Annotated in this window: 16 protein-coding genes; 5 read left to right on the top strand and 11 right to left on the bottom strand. The window is 70.4% G+C overall.

Annotation, left to right across the window (positions count from 1 at the left end):
• Positions 1 to 66: 66 nt before the first annotated feature.
• The 3 genes from Psi02_RS34140 to Psi02_RS34130 all read right to left on the bottom strand — a co-directional run bounded on the left by Psi02_RS34140 (position 67) and on the right by Psi02_RS34130 (position 5650).
• Positions 67 to 1617 carry a HEAT repeat domain-containing protein gene (locus tag Psi02_RS34140; RefSeq protein ID WP_203979993.1) on the bottom strand — a complete coding sequence of 517 codons (1551 nt, stop codon included), beginning with the start codon at positions 1615 to 1617 and terminating at the stop codon, positions 67 to 69.
• A 116-nt stretch (positions 1618 to 1733) separates the two neighbouring features.
• Positions 1734 to 4025 (bottom strand): M64 family metallopeptidase, encoded by a 2292-nt coding sequence (locus tag Psi02_RS34135; protein WP_239095397.1) that lies wholly within the window; start codon positions 4023 to 4025, stop codon positions 1734 to 1736.
• A 371-nt stretch (positions 4026 to 4396) separates the two neighbouring features.
• Positions 4397 to 5650, bottom strand: coding sequence for an alpha/beta fold hydrolase (locus Psi02_RS34130; protein ID WP_203979992.1), 1254 nt, complete (start codon positions 5648 to 5650; stop codon positions 4397 to 4399).
• Between the two features lie 110 nt (positions 5651 to 5760).
• Between Psi02_RS34130 and Psi02_RS34125 the strand changes: the two genes are divergently transcribed.
• Both Psi02_RS34125 and Psi02_RS34120 read left to right on the top strand, forming a co-directional pair.
• Entirely contained in the window at positions 5761 to 6711 is a 951-nt protein-coding gene (locus Psi02_RS34125) for a LysR family transcriptional regulator (RefSeq protein ID WP_203979991.1), read from the top strand.
• Between the two features lie 178 nt (positions 6712 to 6889).
• On the top strand, positions 6890 to 7099 hold the full coding sequence (locus Psi02_RS34120; RefSeq protein ID WP_203979990.1) for a hypothetical protein: 210 nt from the start codon (positions 6890 to 6892) through the stop codon (positions 7097 to 7099).
• Positions 7100 to 7132: 33 nt separating this feature from the next.
• Here the strand turns inward: Psi02_RS34120 and Psi02_RS34115 are convergent, their stop codons facing one another.
• Entirely contained in the window at positions 7133 to 7789 is a 657-nt protein-coding gene (locus Psi02_RS34115) for a class I SAM-dependent methyltransferase (protein WP_203979989.1), read from the bottom strand.
• Between the two features lie 222 nt (positions 7790 to 8011).
• Between Psi02_RS34115 and Psi02_RS34110 the strand changes: the two genes are divergently transcribed.
• Complete coding sequence (locus Psi02_RS34110; RefSeq protein WP_203979988.1) at positions 8012 to 9058, top strand: magnesium transporter CorA family protein; 1047 nt, start codon at positions 8012 to 8014, stop codon at positions 9056 to 9058.
• On the opposite strand, the gene Psi02_RS34105 is transcribed toward Psi02_RS34110, so the two are convergent.
• A complete protein-coding gene (locus Psi02_RS34105; RefSeq protein ID WP_203979987.1) occupies positions 9036 to 9887 on the bottom strand; it encodes a TIM barrel protein in 852 nt (283 codons plus the stop codon). The two genes, Psi02_RS34110 and Psi02_RS34105, sit on opposite strands and share 23 nt — an antisense overlap.
• Positions 9884 to 10933, bottom strand: coding sequence for a Gfo/Idh/MocA family oxidoreductase (locus Psi02_RS34100; RefSeq protein WP_203979986.1), 1050 nt, complete (start codon positions 10931 to 10933; stop codon positions 9884 to 9886). The genes Psi02_RS34105 and Psi02_RS34100 overlap by 4 nt, the downstream gene beginning before the upstream one ends.
• A 99-nt stretch (positions 10934 to 11032) precedes the next feature.
• On the opposite strand from Psi02_RS34100, the gene Psi02_RS34095 reads away from it, so the two are divergent.
• Both Psi02_RS34095 and Psi02_RS34090 read left to right on the top strand, forming a co-directional pair.
• Positions 11033 to 12034, top strand: a complete 1002-nt coding sequence (locus Psi02_RS34095) for a LacI family DNA-binding transcriptional regulator (protein WP_203979985.1) — start codon at positions 11033 to 11035, stop codon at positions 12032 to 12034.
• Positions 12031 to 12765, top strand: a complete 735-nt coding sequence (locus tag Psi02_RS34090) for a sulfite exporter TauE/SafE family protein (RefSeq protein ID WP_203979984.1) — start codon at positions 12031 to 12033, stop codon at positions 12763 to 12765. Before Psi02_RS34095 ends, Psi02_RS34090 begins: the two co-directional genes overlap by 4 nt.
• Positions 12766 to 13005: 240 nt before the next feature.
• Here the strand turns inward: Psi02_RS34090 and Psi02_RS34085 are convergent, their stop codons facing one another.
• The 5 genes from Psi02_RS34085 to Psi02_RS34065 form a co-directional block, all read right to left on the bottom strand.
• The gene (locus tag Psi02_RS34085) at positions 13006 to 14508 is read right to left on the bottom strand and encodes a CoA-acylating methylmalonate-semialdehyde dehydrogenase (RefSeq protein WP_203979983.1); all 1503 of its coding nucleotides are present in this window, start codon (positions 14506 to 14508) and stop codon (positions 13006 to 13008) included.
• A gap of 125 nt (positions 14509 to 14633) precedes the next feature.
• A complete protein-coding gene (locus tag Psi02_RS34080) occupies positions 14634 to 15662 on the bottom strand; it encodes a Gfo/Idh/MocA family protein (protein WP_203979982.1) in 1029 nt (342 codons plus the stop codon).
• Positions 15659 to 16555: an ATP-binding cassette domain-containing protein gene (locus Psi02_RS34075; RefSeq protein WP_203979981.1), complete on the bottom strand. Its 897-nt coding sequence runs from the start codon at positions 16553 to 16555 to the stop codon at positions 15659 to 15661. The genes Psi02_RS34080 and Psi02_RS34075 overlap by 4 nt, the downstream gene beginning before the upstream one ends.
• Complete coding sequence (locus tag Psi02_RS34070) at positions 16552 to 17607, bottom strand: ABC transporter permease (protein WP_203979980.1); 1056 nt, start codon at positions 17605 to 17607, stop codon at positions 16552 to 16554. Before Psi02_RS34070 ends, Psi02_RS34075 begins: the two co-directional genes overlap by 4 nt.
• 8 nt (positions 17608 to 17615) lie before the next feature.
• Positions 17616 to 18608 (bottom strand): sugar ABC transporter substrate-binding protein, encoded by a 993-nt coding sequence (locus Psi02_RS34065; protein WP_203979979.1) that lies wholly within the window; start codon positions 18606 to 18608, stop codon positions 17616 to 17618.
• Positions 18609 to 18688 lie beyond the last annotated feature (80 nt).

Raw genomic sequence — 18688 nt, 5'->3', positions numbered from 1 at the left:
CTCGATGCTCCTGACGCCCGATCGCAGGGCCGGCGCGACGGTGGGCACCCCGATGGGGTCGGCTGGTCAAGACCGGATGATCCAGCGGAGCATACGGGCGAAGTCCGCGCCGATGGCCGTCTCTGCCTTCGCGATGAGTGTTTCCAGGTCTCGGAGCAGCGTTGCGGAGGGGCCGCGGTACACGGACGTGAAGTCGCGGGCGCGCCAGACGTCGAGGTCGGCGCGGGCTTGCCTGCTCAGAACGTCGTCCGAGTCGGTGACGAGGATCAGATCGGCCTTGATCCTGCTCCAGGTTTCGTGCTCGGCCAGGAGTCGGTGGGCGCCGCGCCGTACATGACGGGGGTTGCCGGGGCCGATCAGGGTCCACAGAAGATCGGTGGGGACGCCGGGACCGGATGCGCGCAGGCTGCTGACCACGTTGCGGACGACCACAGGTGCGGGATCCTCGAGCAAGGCGGTGAGGTCGGCGTCCGCGCCGAGGCGGCGCAGTGTGCGAACCGCCTCGGCGCGGACGCGCGGGCGTGGGTGCCCGAGATAAGGGATCACCAGTTCGGCGTCGGCCCGGGTTCCGCAGTCGCCGAGGCCGGCGAGCAGGCCGCGGACTCCGTGTGTCGGCCGAGCGACCAGCCGTTGGCGGTAGAGCTCGGCCGGGTCGGCGCCTGCTCTCCTGACCGCCAATTGTGCGGTCAACCGCACCATCGATGCTTTGTCGTCCAGAAGACGCGGTCCTGATTCCGTACGGCCGAGCTGTATCAGCGCGGTGAGTGCTTCGACGCGCACCCGCGCGGAGGCGCTGTCCAGTAGCTCGTCGAGCACTTCTGGCCGGCGTTGGGAGACGGCTTGGGCAGAGAGTCTCTCGGCGCATCGGCTCTGGACGACGATGTCGCTCTCGTGCAGGGCGGCGGCGACGAGTTGCCGTTGATCGACCCGGTCGGCCTCCAGGCACACCTGGTACGCGAGTCGCCGGCCCCGCGGATCGTCGCAGGCGCGTACGGCGGCGAGTGTCATGTCGTCGGCGCGCAGCAGAGCGTCTTCGACCAGCACGATCGCATGCTGTCCGCGCCGGCGATCATGGAGACGGGCGGCCATCGGAAGGATGGCGAGCAACGTCCCGGCGTCCGCGCGCGCCAGCACTCCGGCCAGCACACGCTCGGCCCGGCCTTGGACGGCCGTGACCCAGTCCGTCGTCCGGATGGTCAGCACGGGATAGAGCCGGGGATCGACGCGCATCGCCGGGTGCTTCAGCGCCTCTTCCCGTCCGCGGCCGTCGCGGCCGCACGCGGCCAGCGCGACCGCGAGGGGATTGGTCATCTTCTGTACGGCCGGCGCCTGGATGACGCGCGCATCGGAGTAGCCGTGCACCCTCGCGCGCAGAGCGGAATCGAGGTCGATCCAGAGCCGTGGTCCGGCGTCGACGAGCATGTCCAAGGCATGCTCGGCGAGATCGTCGTGCGGTACGACGCCGAACAGCGCTTGTACGAGTTCGTCGACGGAGTGGCGTCGGCCCTGGAGGGTTTTCACGGTCAGGTCGTGAATCGTGCTCAGGATCGGCTCATGGGCGAGGGGGGAGTGGCCCCGCCTCGTCAGCCCGGAGAGCCGATCCCAGATGTGCGCCATGTGTGCATCGTTGCATTGGGGTGATGCGGCTCACCAGCCGATATCGACGGAGCTCGGACACGCGCGCGGGGCGCCCTCGTATGAGGGCGCCCCGCGGTTCTCGTTGGAATTCGGCGTCAGCCTCGCGAAGGCTGGACCGCCTCGTAGGACAGGTTCCGGTTCTTGGGCTGGGACGTCGTGACGAGGGCGCCGCACTGGGCGCCGGCACCGGTGAGGTCGTTGGCCACTCCGGCGTTGGTGGGCGCGGGCGTGTTGCCGGCGCAGGCCATCGCGCCGTGGATGGTGGTGCCCGTGACAACGGCCGCCTCCGCGGTGGTGTTGCCGGTCAGGCTCACCGCCCCGGTGATGTCGGAGCCGGCGACCACCAGCGCCCCGGTCGTCCCGGAGATGGCGATCGAACCGTTGACGTGGGCCTTGAGCAGGTGAACCTGGGCGGCGGACGACGACGTGAGCCCGCCCTTGATCGTGCCGCGGTTCATCACCAGCGACGCGCCGCGGCGCACCGTCACAGCGCCGCTGATCTCGGCGTCGTTCAGGCAGGTGACTCCCGAGGTGACGACGAGAGCCCCCTTGCGCGGGCCGGTGATCGTCGTGGTGCACTCCGGCGGCGCCGCGAGGGTCGTCACCTTGAAGGTCTTCGGCTGTCCGTAGTTGCCTGCGGCGTCGATGGAGCGGTACTCGACAGTGTGCGCGCCGCGGGGCAGCTTGCCGTACGTGAGGCTGTCGATGGTGGTTCCGCTCTCGCTGAACGTCCACGGCAGGTCGGCGGAGGTCGGCCAGCCGAAGTAGTTGAACCAGCCGTCACCGTCCACCCGCGACTCCCGCACGACGTATCCGGGCTGGTCGTCCTGGCCGGTGAGCTTCATGGTGAAGGGGCCGTTGTAGACGTAGGCGTCGCCCGACCCGGCCAGCGGTTCGGAAAGCTCGTAGCCGGTCGTGGGCAGCGAGTCGTCCACGGTCCAGGTGAGCGTCTGGCCGCCCGAGGTGGCGGTGAGGGTGTGGTCGCCGGGCGTGAGCTGTACGGCTCCCAGGTCGAGGTCCCCGTCGGTGTCGTCGAGGCGCGTGCCGTCCAGAGCCCAGGTGACGGCGGGGACGCCGTCGTCGGGGTGGGTGGTCTCGGCGTAGACGACCTCCTCGCGGGCCACGGGCAGACCTGTCGGCGTGGACGACAGGAAGCCGGGACCGGTCGCCGCGGGGGTGGTGGCCAGGCTCGTGTCCACCGTCCACGTGCGGGTCGCGGTGAGCGCGGTGCGGATGGCCGGGTCCCGGACGAAGCCGGTCGGATCCGCGACGGTCGCCGTCACCTTGTGCGTGCCGGGCGACAGGCTCAGCGTGCGCAGATCGAGCGAGGTGCCGTGGCCGGAAAGCTCGGTGCCGTCCACACTCCACGCCGTGGTGAGCGAATGGGTGTTGGGGTGCATCGGCTCGGCCCACAGCACCCGGTCGGCGCCGACCGGGGAGGCGGTCGGCGTGCTGCCCTGGATGAGGCTGACCTTGGCCGCGATCTTCTGGGTCATGATCTCCCGGCTGACCTGGTCGTAGTAGTAGCCCAGGGTCCGCATGATCGAGTGCTGGCTCGGCCGCCAGACGCCGCTGCTCTTGTACAGGCCGCCCTCGTATCTGCCGATGAGGCCGCCGGCCTCGCTGGGCTCGCCGAGCCAGCGCCACCACTTCTTCTGCTGGTCGAGCATCTGCTGCTCGGTCAGCAACGTGTGGTGCGCGGAGGAGGGTTCCCCGCCCGTGTACGGTCCGCCGTCCACGCCACGCGAGTAGTAGGAGTACTCGTCGTCCAGGCCGCCGAGCGAGTGGCCGATCTCGTGCGGGGCGATCAGGGCCGACATGGAGTTGTGTCCCGAGGCGGTGGCGTAGGTGCCGCCCGCGCCGCCGTACGTGCCGCTGTTGGCCAGCGCCAGGATCTGCCGGTTGGCGCTGCGGGTTCCCGCGACCAGGTTGGCGTAGGTGTTGGCGGCCGAGTTGTTCAGGGTGAGCAGCCGCTGGACGCTGGACGCGTTGCAGCCGCCCCAGAAGCCCATGCTCAACGGCGTGGTCTTCCGGCCTGCTGACAGGTCGGGGTCGCAGCCGACGCCGGACTCGCCGGAGACGATGTCGACCCGGTAGACGTTGAAGTAGTTGCGGTACGACTTGTACGGCTCGATCGACCACAACACGTTGAGGTGATGATCGGCGTCCGCGGCGAACGTGGACTGCTCGCCCTCGGTGTAGCCGTCGCCCATGATGATCAGGTTGAAGCGCTTGGCGGGATCACCGGTGACCTGGAGCGGCACCACGGTCGCGCTGCCGACGGCAGCGGTGGTGGTGTCGGCTCCGGCCTGGGTCGCGGGGACGGTGAGGAAGACGGCGGTCATCGAGAGGGCCGCCAAGGCCGTGAACGGCCTGGGAATGCGCACGGGGGGACCTCCAGCGACAAATCGGAGTGTGCCTGCACTATCCGCCCCGCAGTGCCCCGCGTGCCCATCCCAAGTAGGGATAACTCTGGATTTATGGCTTAATGGGGACTGTAATTCCTATTTAAACTCCCCGCCCTCTGGTGAATGTCCGACCAGGCAAGAGACCCTTCGGATTGTTGGCAGCAGCTGAATTCGCATTCATTTCCATGAATCGCACGGGGAGTCTGCGCCCTCGCTGAGTAGCAGGAGGAATCGCCCCGTCCGCCGGACGCCGTGTCGATCTCGGCGCTCCCGGTTCGTATAGGGCAGAGAGGTGAACGCGCGCCCTCCGCCAAGGTGCCGTCAGGAGGCCGCGGGCGGTCCGGTCTCGGTCAGCGGCGGACCATGTGGATCAGCCGGTCCAGTACGGCGGGGCCGCGGCTGAGGCCGTCGTGGGCGTACTCGTTGGTGATCCAATGGACCAGGCCGCCCACCGCGCCGGCCGTACGGAGTGAGTGCTCGCGGTCGACGTACATGTCGTCGTGATAGATCGCCGCGGCCACCGGCACGGTGTTGCGGGCCAGTCGGTCGGGGTCGTACAGGTGCGGCCAGGCGCTGTAGGCGGCGAGTCGCTCGGCGCACGAGCGCAGCGGCGCCAGCGCGGGGTCCTCGTCGAAGTGCCACGGGAAGATCATTTCGCCGGTGAACCGGACCGGCCCGCCCCGCTCCAGGTCGAACTCGGGGAACGCGGCCGACGCCCGGTGCGCGGCCCAGGCGGAGGCCTCGCCCTGGCAATAGATCATCTCGTGCAGCAGGGCGTAGAGGGGGCGTTCGGCGAAGGAGACCACGGAGTCGACCCGGCGCAGGAAGGCGTCGGAGAGCCGGCCGCTCCCGATGAACGCCTCCTCCAGCAGGTGATGGAGGAGGTCGAAGCGCCGCTCCTGGCCGAACGTGATGCCCAGCGTCTGGAACCGGCGCGGAGTGAGCACGTCGCCGCCCGGCAGCGACACCTCGTCGTCCCGCAGGTGATCCACGACCTTCGCCGCGATTTCCTGATCACCCGGATAGCGGGCGAAGAAACGGTCGTTGTGGGCCAGGACACGTGGGTAGGCGGCCCGATACACGTCGTACGGCGAGGCGGTCAGCGACGGCAACCCGCCCGTGATCATCACCTCACGCAGGCCCTCGGGGGCCGAAGACAGGTAGGTGAGCGCGCAGAACCCGCCGAAGCTCTGGCCGAGGACGCTCCACGGGCGGTCACCCGCGAGGTGCGCCCGGAACAGTTCGGCATCGCGCACGATGGCGTCCGCCCTGAAGTGGCGCAGGTCGTCCGCGGAGACGGCGAGATCGGTCAGGGTCTGCCGGGTGACGGGCGTGCTCCGTCCCGTGCCCCGCTGATCGAGCAGGAGCACCCGGAAGTCCCGGCTCGCCCGCTCCAGCCAGGCGGGGAGCTCACGCGGGGCCCTGTTGCCCGGGCCGCCTTCGAGGTAGAGCAGCCAGGGCAGGTGCGCGGGCTCCCGGTCCGCGGCGATCACCTCACGGGCGAACAGCTCGATCGTCCGGCCGCCGGGGGCGGCGTGGTCGAGCGGGACCGTGAGCGTGTGGTCCGTGAAGACGTATCCGGAGTGGCGGTGGGTGACGGGCATGCGGCGTTCCTCTTATCGGTCTCGGCTCCACCCTGGGCGAACTACGAAATATGCCGCAAATCCTGAAGGGGTATATTCCTGGCGTTATAGGGGTGAAAGGAGGGGCTGCTGTGCAGCTGGAGCTTCGCCACCTGCGGGTGATCTGCGCCATCGCCGACGCCGGGAGCCTCAGCAAAGCCGCCATCGCCGTCGGGGTGTCGCAACCCGCGCTCACCGCCCAGCTCCAGCGGGTCGAGGGGGCCTTCGGCGGGCAGCTCTTCCGGCGCGGACGCCTCGGCATCACCCCGACGCCCTTCGGTCAGTTCGTGCTGACCCGGGCCAGATCCATCCTGCTCACCGTGGACGAACTGCTCAGCGGGGTCAGGGCCGACGATGATCAGTCGGACGTGGCGCGCATCGGGGGATATGTGACGCCCATGCTGTCCGGCCTGCTCAGCCGGCTCTTCGCCGTGCCGGGCGTGTCGATCACCGTGCACACCGAATACTCCCCGCGGCTCCTGCTCGACCTGCTGGCCTCCCGCCGCCTCGACGCGGCGACCCTGGTCGACTACCCGGGAAACGAGCTGCCCCCCGTCCCCTCGGTCGGCATGCGGCTCGTGGCGACTGAGCCGGTCTTCGTGCTCATGAGCAGCGGGCACCCGCTCGCCGACGAGCAGGAGGTGCGCCTGGCCGACCTCGCCGGCGACGACTGGGTGATCTCGCCGCCCGACGGCGTCGGCTGGCCCGAGTGCGTCTACTCCGCGTGTCAGGAGGCGGGCTTCACCCCACGGGTCCCGCACAGCATGACCGAGCAGACGATGATCCGGCAGTTGGTGGCCGGCGGGCACGCGGTCTCACCCTGCCAGGCCACGGTGCAGGACGGTCCGGGCATCGTGGTGCGCCCGCTCGCCGGGAACCCGCTGTGGCTCCGGCATCTCGTGGCCTGGCGTCGCGACGGCCCGCTCGCCCGGCGCGCCGAGGAACTGACCGCGTTCGCGGCGCAGGCGCATCGTGAGGCGATCGCCGAACGCCCGCACTACGCCGCCTGGCTCGCCCGTCAGCACGGGACGGCTCCCGCCTGAAAGCGCGGCAGCACGGGACGGCTCCCGCCTGAAAGCGCGGCGGCTTCGCGCCGCCGGTCGTGGCGCTCGCGGTGGGCGCGTTCATGCCGGCGGCGGGCCGGCGGGACCGCACTGATCGCCGGCCCGCGAACAAATGCCGCGATTTCTGTCGGTGCCAGGCGGCAGAATGACGCGCATTGTGACTACCACATCCATCGAAGCGCCCACCCGCCCGTTGCCGGTCGACCTCGTCGACGGGCCTGCCGGGCTGCTGTATCTCCTGCCGCGGGCTCCGCTCACCCTCGACGACTGCGAAGCGCTGTCGCGGGCTCTCGCCGTCCGCGCGGCCGCTCTGCGTGATCGCGCGACGGCTCCGGCCAGACCGGGCCAGGGGATACCGAGAACATGACCTCCCGCCGCCGGCGGTCCGGGGAGCCGGCCGTCAGGCGGTCTTCCTGGCGGCGCCGAGCACGTGGCTGACCGCGAGGACGGAGAACCGGGACACGTGATCGACCACGAACCCGGCCGTCTCGATGGCGGTCAGCGTGTCCCTGGCGGGGTGGCAGCCGCCGCACACCTGTGACCAGAGGGGCGTGACGAGGCTCTCCGCGGCCGCGGCGAGGGGGTTGGCCGACCGCACGTGCTCGTAGAAGCGCATTTCGCCGCCCGGTTTGAGCGCCCGCTTGACCTCCGCGAGGGACTGCCCGAGGTCGGGCGCCGTGCACAGGATCAGCGAGCAGACGACGGCGTCGAACGCGCCGTCCGGCACCGGGAGGCGGGTGACGTCGCCGGCGACCCGGTACACCGGGACCGGTCCCTGCTCGCAGTTCAGGCGGACCGTGTCGAGCAGGAAGGATTCGGTCTCGGCGACGGCGATCTCCTGGACCGTGTTCGGATAGCAGGCGAATTTGACCCCGTCGCCCGCGCCGATCTCCAGCACCGTGCCACTGAGACCTTCCGTCAGCAGGCGGCGCTCCTCCGTGGGCCGGAGGGACGATCCGTGGCCGAGGCAGGCGGGACGGGGGTGATGGAACTGCTCCATGCCGCGGCCGTGCCACTGCCGGACGTCGGCCGCTCGCCACGAGGAAATCATCGTCATGGACCAAATATGAGCTGATCCTCCGTTTATCAGGGGAATCTTGATTCGATCCTGACGGCCATGCCTCGCATCACTACGCCCGGTTGACGAGGAAGGTTCCATGATGGGTGCATTCGGGGGTCCATGACCGAGACGGGAATGGCCGCCCTGGCAGGATCGAATGAGTGGGGCAACACGGCGCCGGGGTCTGGTCCAGAGGTTGCGCTCGGGGGTGGAGGCCGAATGGACGTGCGCCTGATCGGTGACGAGGGGATCGAGGAGCGTACCGTCGAGGAACTGCCGGCGCTGCTCGCCCGGCAGGACGGCCTGGTGTGGGTGGACATCCCGAGTTGCGACAGGGATGCCGCACGTGTGCTGTCGGAGGTGTTCGCCTTCCATCCCATGGCGATCAAGGACTGTGTCGAACGCAACCGGGTGCCCAAGATGCACGCCTACCTGGACCACGTGTTCGTCGTCCTGCACACGCCTGAGCGGGGCGAGCGCGGCCATGTGCATTACATCGAGCTCGACCAGTTCGTCGGCCGCAACTATCTGGTGACCGTCCACGGCCCGATCAACCCGGCGGTCGATCCGGAGATCGCGGTGCGCGAGACCCGGGCGGTCCTGTCACGGATCAAGGCCGGGCGCCTGCGGCCCGCCACGGCCTTCGAACTGTCCCACGCGATCGTCTCCGCTCTGATCCGCAACCAGGAGGAGTACGTGGAGACGGTGACCAGCGACGTGTGGCGACTGGAGCAGCGGGTCACCGGCGGGCACGTCGGCGAACCGGAAGAGTTCCTCAACGAGCTGTTCCGCGCCCGCCACGGCCTGCTCGCCGTACGGACCATGGGGGCGCTGAGCGGCGCGATCTACGGGGGGATGTCCGGACTCACGCGGATCTCGCCGGGAGGGCAGCGTCTCGTGGTCGACATCGCCGGCCAGTTCGAGCGGATCCGCCGCGTCGCCGACGGCGAGCGGGAGTACCTCCAGGGGGTCATCGAGTTCTACCAGACCACCCTCACCATCAAGGCGGCGCTGATCGGTCAGGCGCAGAACGAGGAGGTCAAGCACCTTACCGAGGCCAGCTACACCCAAAACGAGGAGATCAAGAAGATCTCGGCCTGGGCCGCGATCTTCTTCGCTCCCACTCTCATCGGGACCGTCTACGGGATGAACTTCGAGTACATGCCGGAGTTGCACTGGTTCCTCGGCTACCCCCTGGCTCTGATCACCATGGTGCTGGCCTCCGCCGCGCTCTATCTGGTGTTCAAACGGAGGGGATGGTTGTGATCCCCGTGCCGCGTACGGCGGGCTCGACGGTGAAGGCGTCCCTGAAGGCGCGTAGGGCCGCCGTGCCGTCCCCGGAGGCCCAGCCCTCCAGGCCGATCGTCCCGCTGAAGCCCATGTCCGCAAGGGCCCGCGCGACGGCGGGGTAATTGATCTCGCCGGTGCCTGGCTCGCGGCGCCCCGGCACGTCCGCCACCTGGATCTCACCGATCCACGGCAGGGCCCTGCGGCACAACTCGATGAGGTTCCCCTCGCCGATCTGGGCGTGGTAGAGGTCGAGCATCAGCCGCAGGTGCTCACTGCCGACCGACTCCACGAGCGCCAGGCAGTCCTCCGCCCGGCCGAAGGGCACGCCCGGGTGGTCCACGGCGGTGTTCAGGTTCTCGAGCACGAAGGTGACCCCGTGCTCCTGGCCGAGGCGGGCGATCCTGCCGAGCGTGCGGTGCGCGGCCAGCCACATCGCGCCGGTCACCTCCGTGGCCGGAACCACCGGCAGGCCGTCTCCGTCGAGGCCGGTCCCGTGCAGGTTGAGCCGCGGGATCCCGAGCCGCCGCGCCACCGCGACGGACTCCGCGGCGGTCGTGAGCAGTTCGTCCGCGCCGGCCGGATCGGTGAGACCTCCCCGCACGTAGCCGGTCATGGAGGAGTAGACGGCCCCCTCCTCGCGGAGGGCGGCCAGCATGCCGATGTCGTGGCGGGTCCAGTCCCAGATCTCGACCTGGAAGTCCAGCTCGGTGATCCGCCGGACCCGCTCGGCCACGGGCAGTTCACGGAAGACCATCTCGGCGCAGACCGCCAAGGTGAACGGACCCTGCCTGCCACGCGTGCTCATACGGCGGCCTCCGCGGGCCGGTCGATCTCGCCGATGCGGACCGGAGCGCCGCGTTCGACCGACGCGACGCAGGCCAGCGCGATCCGCAACGCGGCCCGGGCGTCGTCTCCTCCCACCAGGGGCGGGGTGCCCTCGCGCACCGCCAGGCAGAAGGCGGCCAGTTCGGCGGCGTACGCGTCGGGGAAGAGTTCGGTGTCCGCCCGCACGGTCGGGCCCGCCACGCCGGCGCCGCTCCAATGCCGTACGGCCGGCTGGGCCGGGGTGCCGACGGTCACCATCCCCGAGGAGCCGAAGACCTCGCCGCGCACGTCGTAGCCGTAGGCCGCGGAGAAGCTCGCCTCCGCTGTGGCGAGCGCGCCGTTGCCGAACCGGATGGTCACCACGGCGGTGTCGAGGAGCCCGGCGGACCGGAAGCCGGGTGCGACGAGGGCGTCGGCCATGGCGTTGACCTCCACGGCGGCCGCGCCGGCATTGAACCAGTTGAGGGTGTCGAAATCGTGGATGAGCGTCTGGGTGAAGATCGTCCACGGGGGGACCGCCCCGGGATCCGCCAGGCCGGGGTCGCGCGTCAGCGAGCGGAGGAGTTGCGGCGTGCCGACGCCGCCGTCGTCGACGATCCTCTTGGCGGCGGCGAAGTCGGCGGCGAAGCGGCGGTTGAACCCGACCTGCAGGGGCACGCCCGCCCGCCGGCAGGCCGCGATCGCCGCGTCCGCCTCGTCGAGGGTCATCGCCATCGGCTTCTCGCAGAACACGGCCTTGCCCGCAGCGGCGGCCCTGATCACGAGGTCCGCGTGCGCGGTCGAGGAGGAGGTGACGGCCACCGCCTCGACGCGATCGTCGGCCAGCACGGCGTCGACGTCGGTGGTGGCCGCGGCGCCGAGTGGTGCGGCGAGCCGCTCCGCGGCCCCGCCCGCGGGATCGGCGACGACGACCAACGCGGCCTCCGGAAGGCGCCGGGCGAGCGTGGTGGCGTGGAAGGCGCCGATGCGGCCGGCGCCGATGAGCCCGAAGCGCACAGGCTCGGGAAGGGGGGAGGGGAATGGCACGAAGTCTCCTCAACTAGAGCGCTCTAGTACGAGCATCGCGCCGACCTCGGCGGCTCGTCAAGGGCGCGAGACTAGAGCGCTCCAGTTACAGTGGTCCGCATGAGTGTCGCTCGCCCGACCATGGAGGACGTCGCCGCCCGTGCGGGTGTTTCCCGGGCGCTGGTCTCCATCGTCTTCCGCGGCGCGGTGGGCGCCTCGGAGGGCACACGCGAGCGGGTGTTCGCCGCGGCCGCCGATCTGGGCTACCAGCCGGACCGGCGGGCCAGCCGTCTGGGCAGGACCCGCACCCGGATGCTCGGCGTCGTGTTCGGCGTCGGCCACGCCTTCCACGGCGATCTGATCGACAGCCTGTACGCCGCGGCGGCCGTCTCGGACTACGAGGTGGTGCTGAGCGGCGTGACCCCGCGCCGTTCCGAGGAGGAGGCGGTCCGCGCCCTGCTCGCCGAACGGTGCGAGGGGATCGTCCTGGTCGGCTCGGCGCTGCCGTCCCCGGCGCTGTCCGAGCTGGCGGGCCGGCTGCCGGCCGTCAGCGTGTTGCGCGACGTGCGCGTGGAAGGCGTCGACGTGGTGCGCACCGACGATGCCGAGGGTCTGCGCCAGGCGGTGACGCATCTCCACGGGCTCGGCCATCGCCGCATCGTCCACGCGGACGGAGGCCGGGCGCCGGGGGCGGCGCAGCGCCGCCGGGGCTACCGGAGCGCCGCGCGCCGGCTCGGTCTTCCCTCGATGCCCCTCCTGCCCGGTGGTCTCACCGAGGAGGACGGCGCCCGGGCCGCCGGTGCACTGCTGCGCCTGCCACCGGGGGAAGGGCCGACGGCGGTGACGGCTTTCAACGACCGCTGCGCGCTCGGGTTCCTGGACGCGGTACGGCGGGCCGGGCTGATGGTGCCCGAGCAGTTGTCGGTCGTCGGGTTCGACGACATCCGGGCGGCGTCCTACGCCCACATCGCCCTGACGACCATCCGCCAGGACGCGGACGCGCTGGGCCGCCTGGCCATCGAGCGGGTCGCGTCCCGCCTCGACGGGGGAGAGCCGCCGGGGAGCCCGGTGGTCGTGGCGCCGGCCCTGGTGGTCCGGGCCACCACGGGGGCACCCCGATGACCGTGGCCGTCGCGGTCCTGTTCGGGGTGGCGGCGCTCCTGGTTGGATTCGCCAAGACCGCGATCGGCGGTCTGGCGACCATCTCGGTCGCCGTCTTCGCCAGTCTGATGCCGGCCAGGGAGTCGACGGCGGCCATCCTGCTCGTGCTGCTCGTCGGGGACGTCATGGCGGTCTGGCACTACCGCCACGACTGCGACTGGTCGCTGCTGCGCCGGCTCATCCCCGCCGTGCTGCCCGGGCTCCTGCTGGGCGCGCTGTTCCTCGCCGTGGTCGACGACGACCTGCTGCGGCGCGTCATCGGCGTACTGCTCGTGATCATGGCCGCCCTCCAGCTGCTGCTGCGCTGGCGCCCCCCGGCGGCCGGAGGCCTCGCGTCCGGGCGGACGGCCGCGGTGGGGGCAGGCCTCGCCGCGGGATTCGTGACCATGATCGCGAACGCGGCGGGTTCGGTGATGACCCTGTATCTCATCGCGCGGGGAGTGGAGAAGCGGCGCTTCCTTGGGACCGGCGCGTTCTTCTTCTTCGGCGTGAACGTCTGCAAGGTGCCCTTCAGCGCGAGTCTGGGGCTGTTCCACACCGCGACGATCACCCTGGCCCTCGTCCTCGCGCCGCTGGTCCTCGTCGGAGGCTGGGCGGGCCTCCACGTGGCGCGGCGGATCAGTCAGGCCCGCTTCGAACAGGCCGTGCTCGGCGCGTCGGTCCTCGCCGCGCTGGCCCTGGTCGCGCGCTGACGGCGTTTCGCCGCTGGTACGGCCGGGCGGCCCGCCACATGCTGGAGGAACCGCCGACTCAACCCGGCGCTGTTCCACGCCGCCGGGCCGAACCACTCGGCGGACATCAGGCGGACGGCCAACCTGCTGCAGGTCTCGTCCGCGTTCGGGCGGGCCATGTTGAGCCGCTGACCGGGGGCCGCCTCCCCATGACCGCGCGACCTCACCCCGACTCCGGGGTGAGGCCGCGCGTCACAGCGGTCAGTCGTTCTGCGGGAAGCCCAGGTTGAGCCCGCCGTGGCTCGGGTCGAGCCACCGGGAGGTGACGACCTTGCCGCGGGTGAAGAAGTGCACGCCCTCGGTGCCGTGGGCGTGGGTGTCGCCGAAGAGGCTGTTCTTCCACCCGCCGAACGAGTAGTAGGACACCGGCACCGGGATCGGCACGTTGATGCCGACCATGCCCACCTCCACCTCGTTCTGGAAGCGCCGAGCCGCGCCGCCGTCGTTGGTGAAGATGGCCGTGCCGTTGCCGTACGGGTTGGCGTTGATGAGGTGGAGGCCCTCCTCGTAGGACTTCACCCGCACGACCGACAGCACCGGGCCGAAGATCTCGTCGCGGTAGACCGACATGTCGGCGGTGACGTGGTCGAGGAGCGTCGGGCCGAGCCAGAAGCCGTCCGCGCCGCCGTCGAACTCGCCGTCGCGGCCGTCGACGACGACGGTCGCCCCCTCCGTCGCTCCGGCCTCGACGTAGCCGCTCACCTTGTCGCGGTGCGCACCGGTGACGAGCGGGCCCATGTCGCAGCCGCGGGTGCCGTCGCCGGTACGCAGCTTGCTCATCCGGTCCTTGATCTTCTCAACGAGCTCGTCGGCGACGGAGTCGACCGCGACGAGGGCGGAGATCGCCATGCAGCGCTCGCCGGCGGAGCCGAAGCCCGCGTTGACCGCGGCGTCGGCGGCCAGGTCGAGGTCCGCGTCGGGCAGGACCAGCATGTGGTTCTTGGCGCCGCCGAGGGCCTGGACCCGCTTGCCGTTCGCGGTCCCGGTCTCGTAGACGTACCGGGCGATGGGCGTGGAGCCGACGAACGAGACGGCCTTGACGTCAGGGTGGGTCAGCAGCGTGTCGACGGCCTCCTTGTCGCCGTGGACGACGTTCATGATCCCGTCGGGCAGGCCGGCCTCGGTCCACAGCCGGGCCACGGCGAGGGCCGCCGAGGGGTCCTTCTCGCTGGGCTTGAGGATCACGGCGTTGCCGCAGGCGATGGCCACAGGGATGAACCACAGCGGGACCATGGCGGGGAAGTTGAACGGCGAGATCACGCCGACGACCCCGAGCGGCTGCCGGATGGAGAACACGTCCACGTTGGTGGAGGCGTTCTCGCTGAACCCGCCCTTCAGCAGATGCGGGATGCCACAGGCGAACTCGGCGACCTCGAGGCCCCGCGTCACCTCGCCGAGCGCGTCGTCGAGGACCTTGCCGTGCTCGGCGGTGATCAGCGCGGCGATCTCGTGCTTGCGCTCGTTGAGGAGCTGGCGGAAGGCGAAGAGCACCTGCGTGCGCTTGGCGAGTGAGGTGCGGGCCCAGCCCGGCCACGCGGCCGCGGCCGTGGCCACGACCTCGCCGACGAGGCCGGCGGACGCGAGGTCGACGCGGCCGGTGACCGCTCCGGTGGCGGGGTTGAAGACCTCGCCGGTTCGCTCGGAGGTGCCCTCCCACGGGCGGCCCCCGACGAGGTGGGTGATGCGGGCGGGTTCGGTGCTCACGGTGTTCACGGTCCTTCTACGTGCTGGATGGTCGGCGGTTGCCGGTGGTCCGGGGGATGCGAAGGCGGGTCGCGTGGCCCATCGGGCGAGGCGGTCGCGGATGGGTCAGGGATCGGGGGCGAGCCTCACCGGTCGCCACCCCCGAAGATGTCGGCCCGGCCTGCCATGGCGACGGTGACGGGCCTGCCGGTCGCGAGCGACTCCATGCCGGCCGTGCACACCGCCGTGGCGGCGTACCCGTCCCACGCGGTGGGCCCCGCGACCTCGCCGCGGCGTGACGCGTCGACCCAGGCCTGGACCTCCGCGTCGTAGGCTCTGGCGAAGCGGTCACGGAAGTCGTCCGGGATGCGGCCGCCGTACTGGTTGGCGCGGCGGACGAACACGCTCTGCCCGAGGCCGATCGTGACGTTGCCCCGCTCGGCGACGGCCTCGCAGCGCACCTCGTAGCCGACCTGGCTGTTGACGAAGACCTCGCTCGTGGCCATGCCGCCGCCAGCCATCCGGAAGATCGCCACCTGGGGGTCGAGGACTCCCTCGGCGGCCTCTCCTGTCGGTTTCGGGGCGTGCACGGTGATCGTCTCGATCTCGTCGCCGAAGAGCCACCGGCAGACGTCGACCTCGTGGACGAGCGAGTCGCGGACGATCATCTCCGAGCGGAACGAGTCCGCGACGCTCCTGTTGCGGTGCGTGTTGTGCACGAGCAGGATCCGGCCGAGGTCGCCGGAGTCGATCAGCCGCTTCATCTCGGCGTACTCGGGATCGAAGCGCCGCATGAAGCCGACCTGGATGAGCGGGCGTCCGGCCTTGCGCTCGGCCTGGACGACACGCAGCGACGACTCGCTGTCCATCGTCAGCGGCTTCTCGCACAAGGTGGGCTTGCCGTGCTCGACGCAGGCGAGGACCTGCTCCTCGTGGACGAAGCCGGGCGAGGCGATGAGCACGGCGTCGACGTCCTCGCCGGCGATGAGGTCGAGCGGGTCGCCGACGGCGCGCACGCCGTCGAAGCGGTCGGCCAGCTCGGCGGCCCTCGCGGTGTCGGGGTCGGACACCGCGACCAGGTCCGCTCCGGCGATGCGGTGGACGAGGCGCTCGGCGTGGTCGGCGCCCATCAGGCCGACGCCGACGACCCCGACCCGCAAGGGTGCCGCACTCATGCGCTCGGTTCCTCCTCTTGCGGGCGGGCGGGGGCCTCCACCTGGCCGTGCTCCACCTCGGCGGGCGTGACGACCTTGCCGGGGTCGGCACCGCGCAACTCGTGGCTGAGCTCCGCGAGCTCCTGGCCGCCGGCCATCTCCGTCGTGAGCTGCTCCAGTGTGAGCTCGTCGCGGTGGGCGTCGAGCACGACGCGGCCCAGCTTGAGGATCACGAAGTGGTTGCCGACGAGGTGGGCGTGGTGCGGGTTGTGGGTGATGAAGATGACGCCGAGGCCGGCGTCGCGGGCCTTGACGATGTACCTCAGGACGACGCCGGACTGCTTGACGCCGAGCGCGGCCGTCGGCTCGTCGAGGATGATGACCCTCGCCCCGAAGTAGATGGCCCTGGCGATCGCGATGCACTGGCGCTGGCCGCCGGAGAGGCCGCCCACCGGCCGGTCGAGATCGGGGATGATGATCCCCATCTTGGCCAGCTCCTCGTCGCAGATCCGCTTCATCCGGGCGATGTCCAGCGTGCGGAACAGCCCCTTGTGGATCTCGTTGCCGAGGAAGAAGTTCCGCCAGACCGACATGAGGGGCGCGAGGGCGAGGTCCTGGTAGACGGTGGCGATCCCGCTGGCCTGGGCGGCGCGCGGGGACGGGAAACGGCACTCGACGCCGTCGAGCGTCATCGTGCCGTCGGTGTGCTCGTGCAGGCCGGAGATGATTTTGATCAGGGTGGACTTGCCCGCTCCGTTGTCACCGAGCACGCAGGTGACCTCACCCTGGCGGACGTTGAGGCTGACACCGCGCAGCGCGTGCACGTTGCCGTAGCTCTTGCCCACGTCGTCGAGGGTGAGGATGGGGGTGTCCGAATGCGCGGCGTCGTGCCGCTCGACGGTCGCGGAGCTCATCGTCTGTCCGCCTTCAGTTTGACGTACACGTTCACGACGGTGGCGAGCAGCAGCATCACCCCGAGGAACGTCTTGAACCAGTCGGGGTTCCATCCGGCGTAGTTGATGCCGAGCTGGGTCATCCCGAAGATCAGCGCACCGATCGAGGCGCCGATCACCGAGCCGTATCCGCCGGTGAGCAGGCAGCCGCCGATCACCGCGGCGATGATGAAGATGAACTCCTTGCCGACACCCTCGCCGGACTGGACGGTGTTGAACTGGAACAGCAGGTGCATGCCGGACAGCCAGGCGCAGAAGCCGACGGCCATGAAGAGGCCGATCTTCGTCGCCTTGACGGGGACGCCGACGGCCCGGGCCGCGGCGGCGTCGCCGCCGACCGCGAAGATCCAGTTGCCCACCCGGGTGCGCAGCAGGACGTAGGCCGCGATCAGGGTCAGCACGACCCAGTAGAGGACGGTGACCTTCAGGGTGACCGGGCCGAGCGCGATCTCCGAGCCGAAGACCTTCTGCGCGCTGACGAAGCCGTCCATGTCGCTGATGTCGGCGGTGGCGACGTTGCCGGTCAGCAACCTCGTCACGCCGAGGTTGACGCCCTGCAGGATGAAGAAGGTGCCGAGTGTGACGAGGAAGCTCGGCAGGCCGGTCTTGAACAGCAGCCACCCGTTGAACGCGCCGACGGCGACGGAGACGACGAGCGCCAGGATGACGCCCACCCAGACGTTGAGGCCCAGGTTCCAGGCGATGAGGGAGGCGGACAGGCCGGAGGTGGTCGCCGCGACGCCGGCGGACAGGTCGAACTCGCCGCCGATCATGAGCAGTCCCACGGGGACGGCCATGATGCCGATGGTCGAGGCCCCGTAGAGGATCGTCCCGACGTTGGCGATGTTGCGGAAGGGGACCGCCACCGCCATGAAGAGCAGGAAGATCACGATTGCGCCGATGAGCGACCCGACCTCGGGCCGGCTCAGTAACCGGGCGGCGAGGGAACGGCTGGCGACCCGGTCGTCCCGGGTCGCCCCCGCCCTGCCCGGCTCCGTTGCCGTTGCAGTCATCTGTCAGCTCACCTCGTGCCGTTGGCGGCGAACTTCTCGACGTTGGCGACGTTGGTCTTGTCGATGAACGCGGGGCCGGTCAGGGTCGCCTGGCCGCCGCCGATGGTGTTGCCGTTGACCTTGTAGAGCCACAGGCTGTCCACCGCGAGGTAGCCCTGGAGGTAGGGCTGCTGGTCGACCGCCCACTCGACCTCACCGTTCTTGATGGCGGTCACGAGGTCCTTGTTGGTGTCGAAGGTGACGACCTTGGCCGAACTGCTGGCGTCCTTGACCGACTTGACGGCGGTCAGCGCGAACGGGGCGCCGAGGGCGAGGACGCGGTCGATGCTCGGGTCCTGCTGAAGCTTGGAGGTGATGGCCGCCTGGACGCTCGGCATGTCGGTGCCCGTGACGTAGATCTTCTCGGTGTCCGGGAACGTGGCCTTCGCGCCGTCGCACCGGGCCTCCAAGCCGACGTGACCCTGCTCCTGGATGACGCAGAGCGCCTTCTTGGCGCCGTCCGCCTTGAGCCGCTCGCCGGCCGCCTCGCCGGCGATCTTCTCGTCCTGGCCGAAGTATCCCGAGATGCCCATGGCCTTCCAGTCCTCGATGCCGCCGTTCAGCGCGACGACGGGGATGCCGCCCTGGACGGCCTTCTCGACGTTGGCCTTCATCGCGTCGGGCTTGGCGAGGGTGACCGCGATGCCGTCGACCTTCTTGTCGATCGCGGACTGGACGAGGTTGGCCTGATTCGCTCCGTCCGGGTCCGACTGGTACTGCAGGTCGACGTTGTCCTTGGCGGCGGCGGCCTCGGCGCCCTTGCGGACCAGGTCCCAGAAGGTGTCACCGGGAGCCGCGTGGGTGATGAGGGCGATCGTCATCTGGGGGGTGTCGGCGACCCCCGCCTTGGCGGCGCCACTCGCCTCGGCGGGCTGCTTGCCTCCGCTGGAGCTGCACGCGGCCAGGACGAGCGCCGCTAATGTGCCGGTCACCACGACGGAGATGCGAGATGTACGGATCACCTTGGTTCTGCCTTTCGTCGTCCGCCACCGCGGTGGGGCGGAACTGAGGAACTAGATGAACTGGTTCGTGATGGTTTGCC

This window comes from Planotetraspora silvatica, assembly GCF_016863315.1.
GTDB lineage: Bacteria > Actinomycetota > Actinomycetes > Streptosporangiales > Streptosporangiaceae > Planotetraspora > Planotetraspora silvatica.
This window is presented reverse-complemented; position numbering and strand designations above follow the sequence as displayed.

Coding starts and splice junctions, on each gene's coding strand:
- Psi02_RS34075 (WP_203979981.1), bottom strand. CDS start 16,555: ATGAGCTCCGCGACCGTCGAGCGGCACGACGCCGCGCATTCGGACACC.
- Psi02_RS34130 (WP_203979992.1), bottom strand. CDS start 5,650: ATGCCCGTCACCCACCGCCACTCCGGATACGTCTTCACGGACCACACG.
- Psi02_RS34080 (WP_203979982.1), bottom strand. CDS start 15,662: ATGAGTGCGGCACCCTTGCGGGTCGGGGTCGTCGGCGTCGGCCTGATG.
- Psi02_RS34110 (WP_203979988.1), top strand. CDS start 8,012: ATGGACGTGCGCCTGATCGGTGACGAGGGGATCGAGGAGCGTACCGTC.
- Psi02_RS34140 (WP_203979993.1), bottom strand. CDS start 1,617: ATGGCGCACATCTGGGATCGGCTCTCCGGGCTGACGAGGCGGGGCCAC.
- Psi02_RS34090 (WP_203979984.1), top strand. CDS start 12,031: ATGACCGTGGCCGTCGCGGTCCTGTTCGGGGTGGCGGCGCTCCTGGTT.
- Psi02_RS34115 (WP_203979989.1), bottom strand. CDS start 7,789: ATGACGATGATTTCCTCGTGGCGAGCGGCCGACGTCCGGCAGTGGCAC.
- Psi02_RS34105 (WP_203979987.1), bottom strand. CDS start 9,887: ATGAGCACGCGTGGCAGGCAGGGTCCGTTCACCTTGGCGGTCTGCGCC.
- Psi02_RS34070 (WP_203979980.1), bottom strand. CDS start 17,607: ATGACTGCAACGGCAACGGAGCCGGGCAGGGCGGGGGCGACCCGGGAC.
- Psi02_RS34095 (WP_203979985.1), top strand. CDS start 11,033: ATGAGTGTCGCTCGCCCGACCATGGAGGACGTCGCCGCCCGTGCGGGT.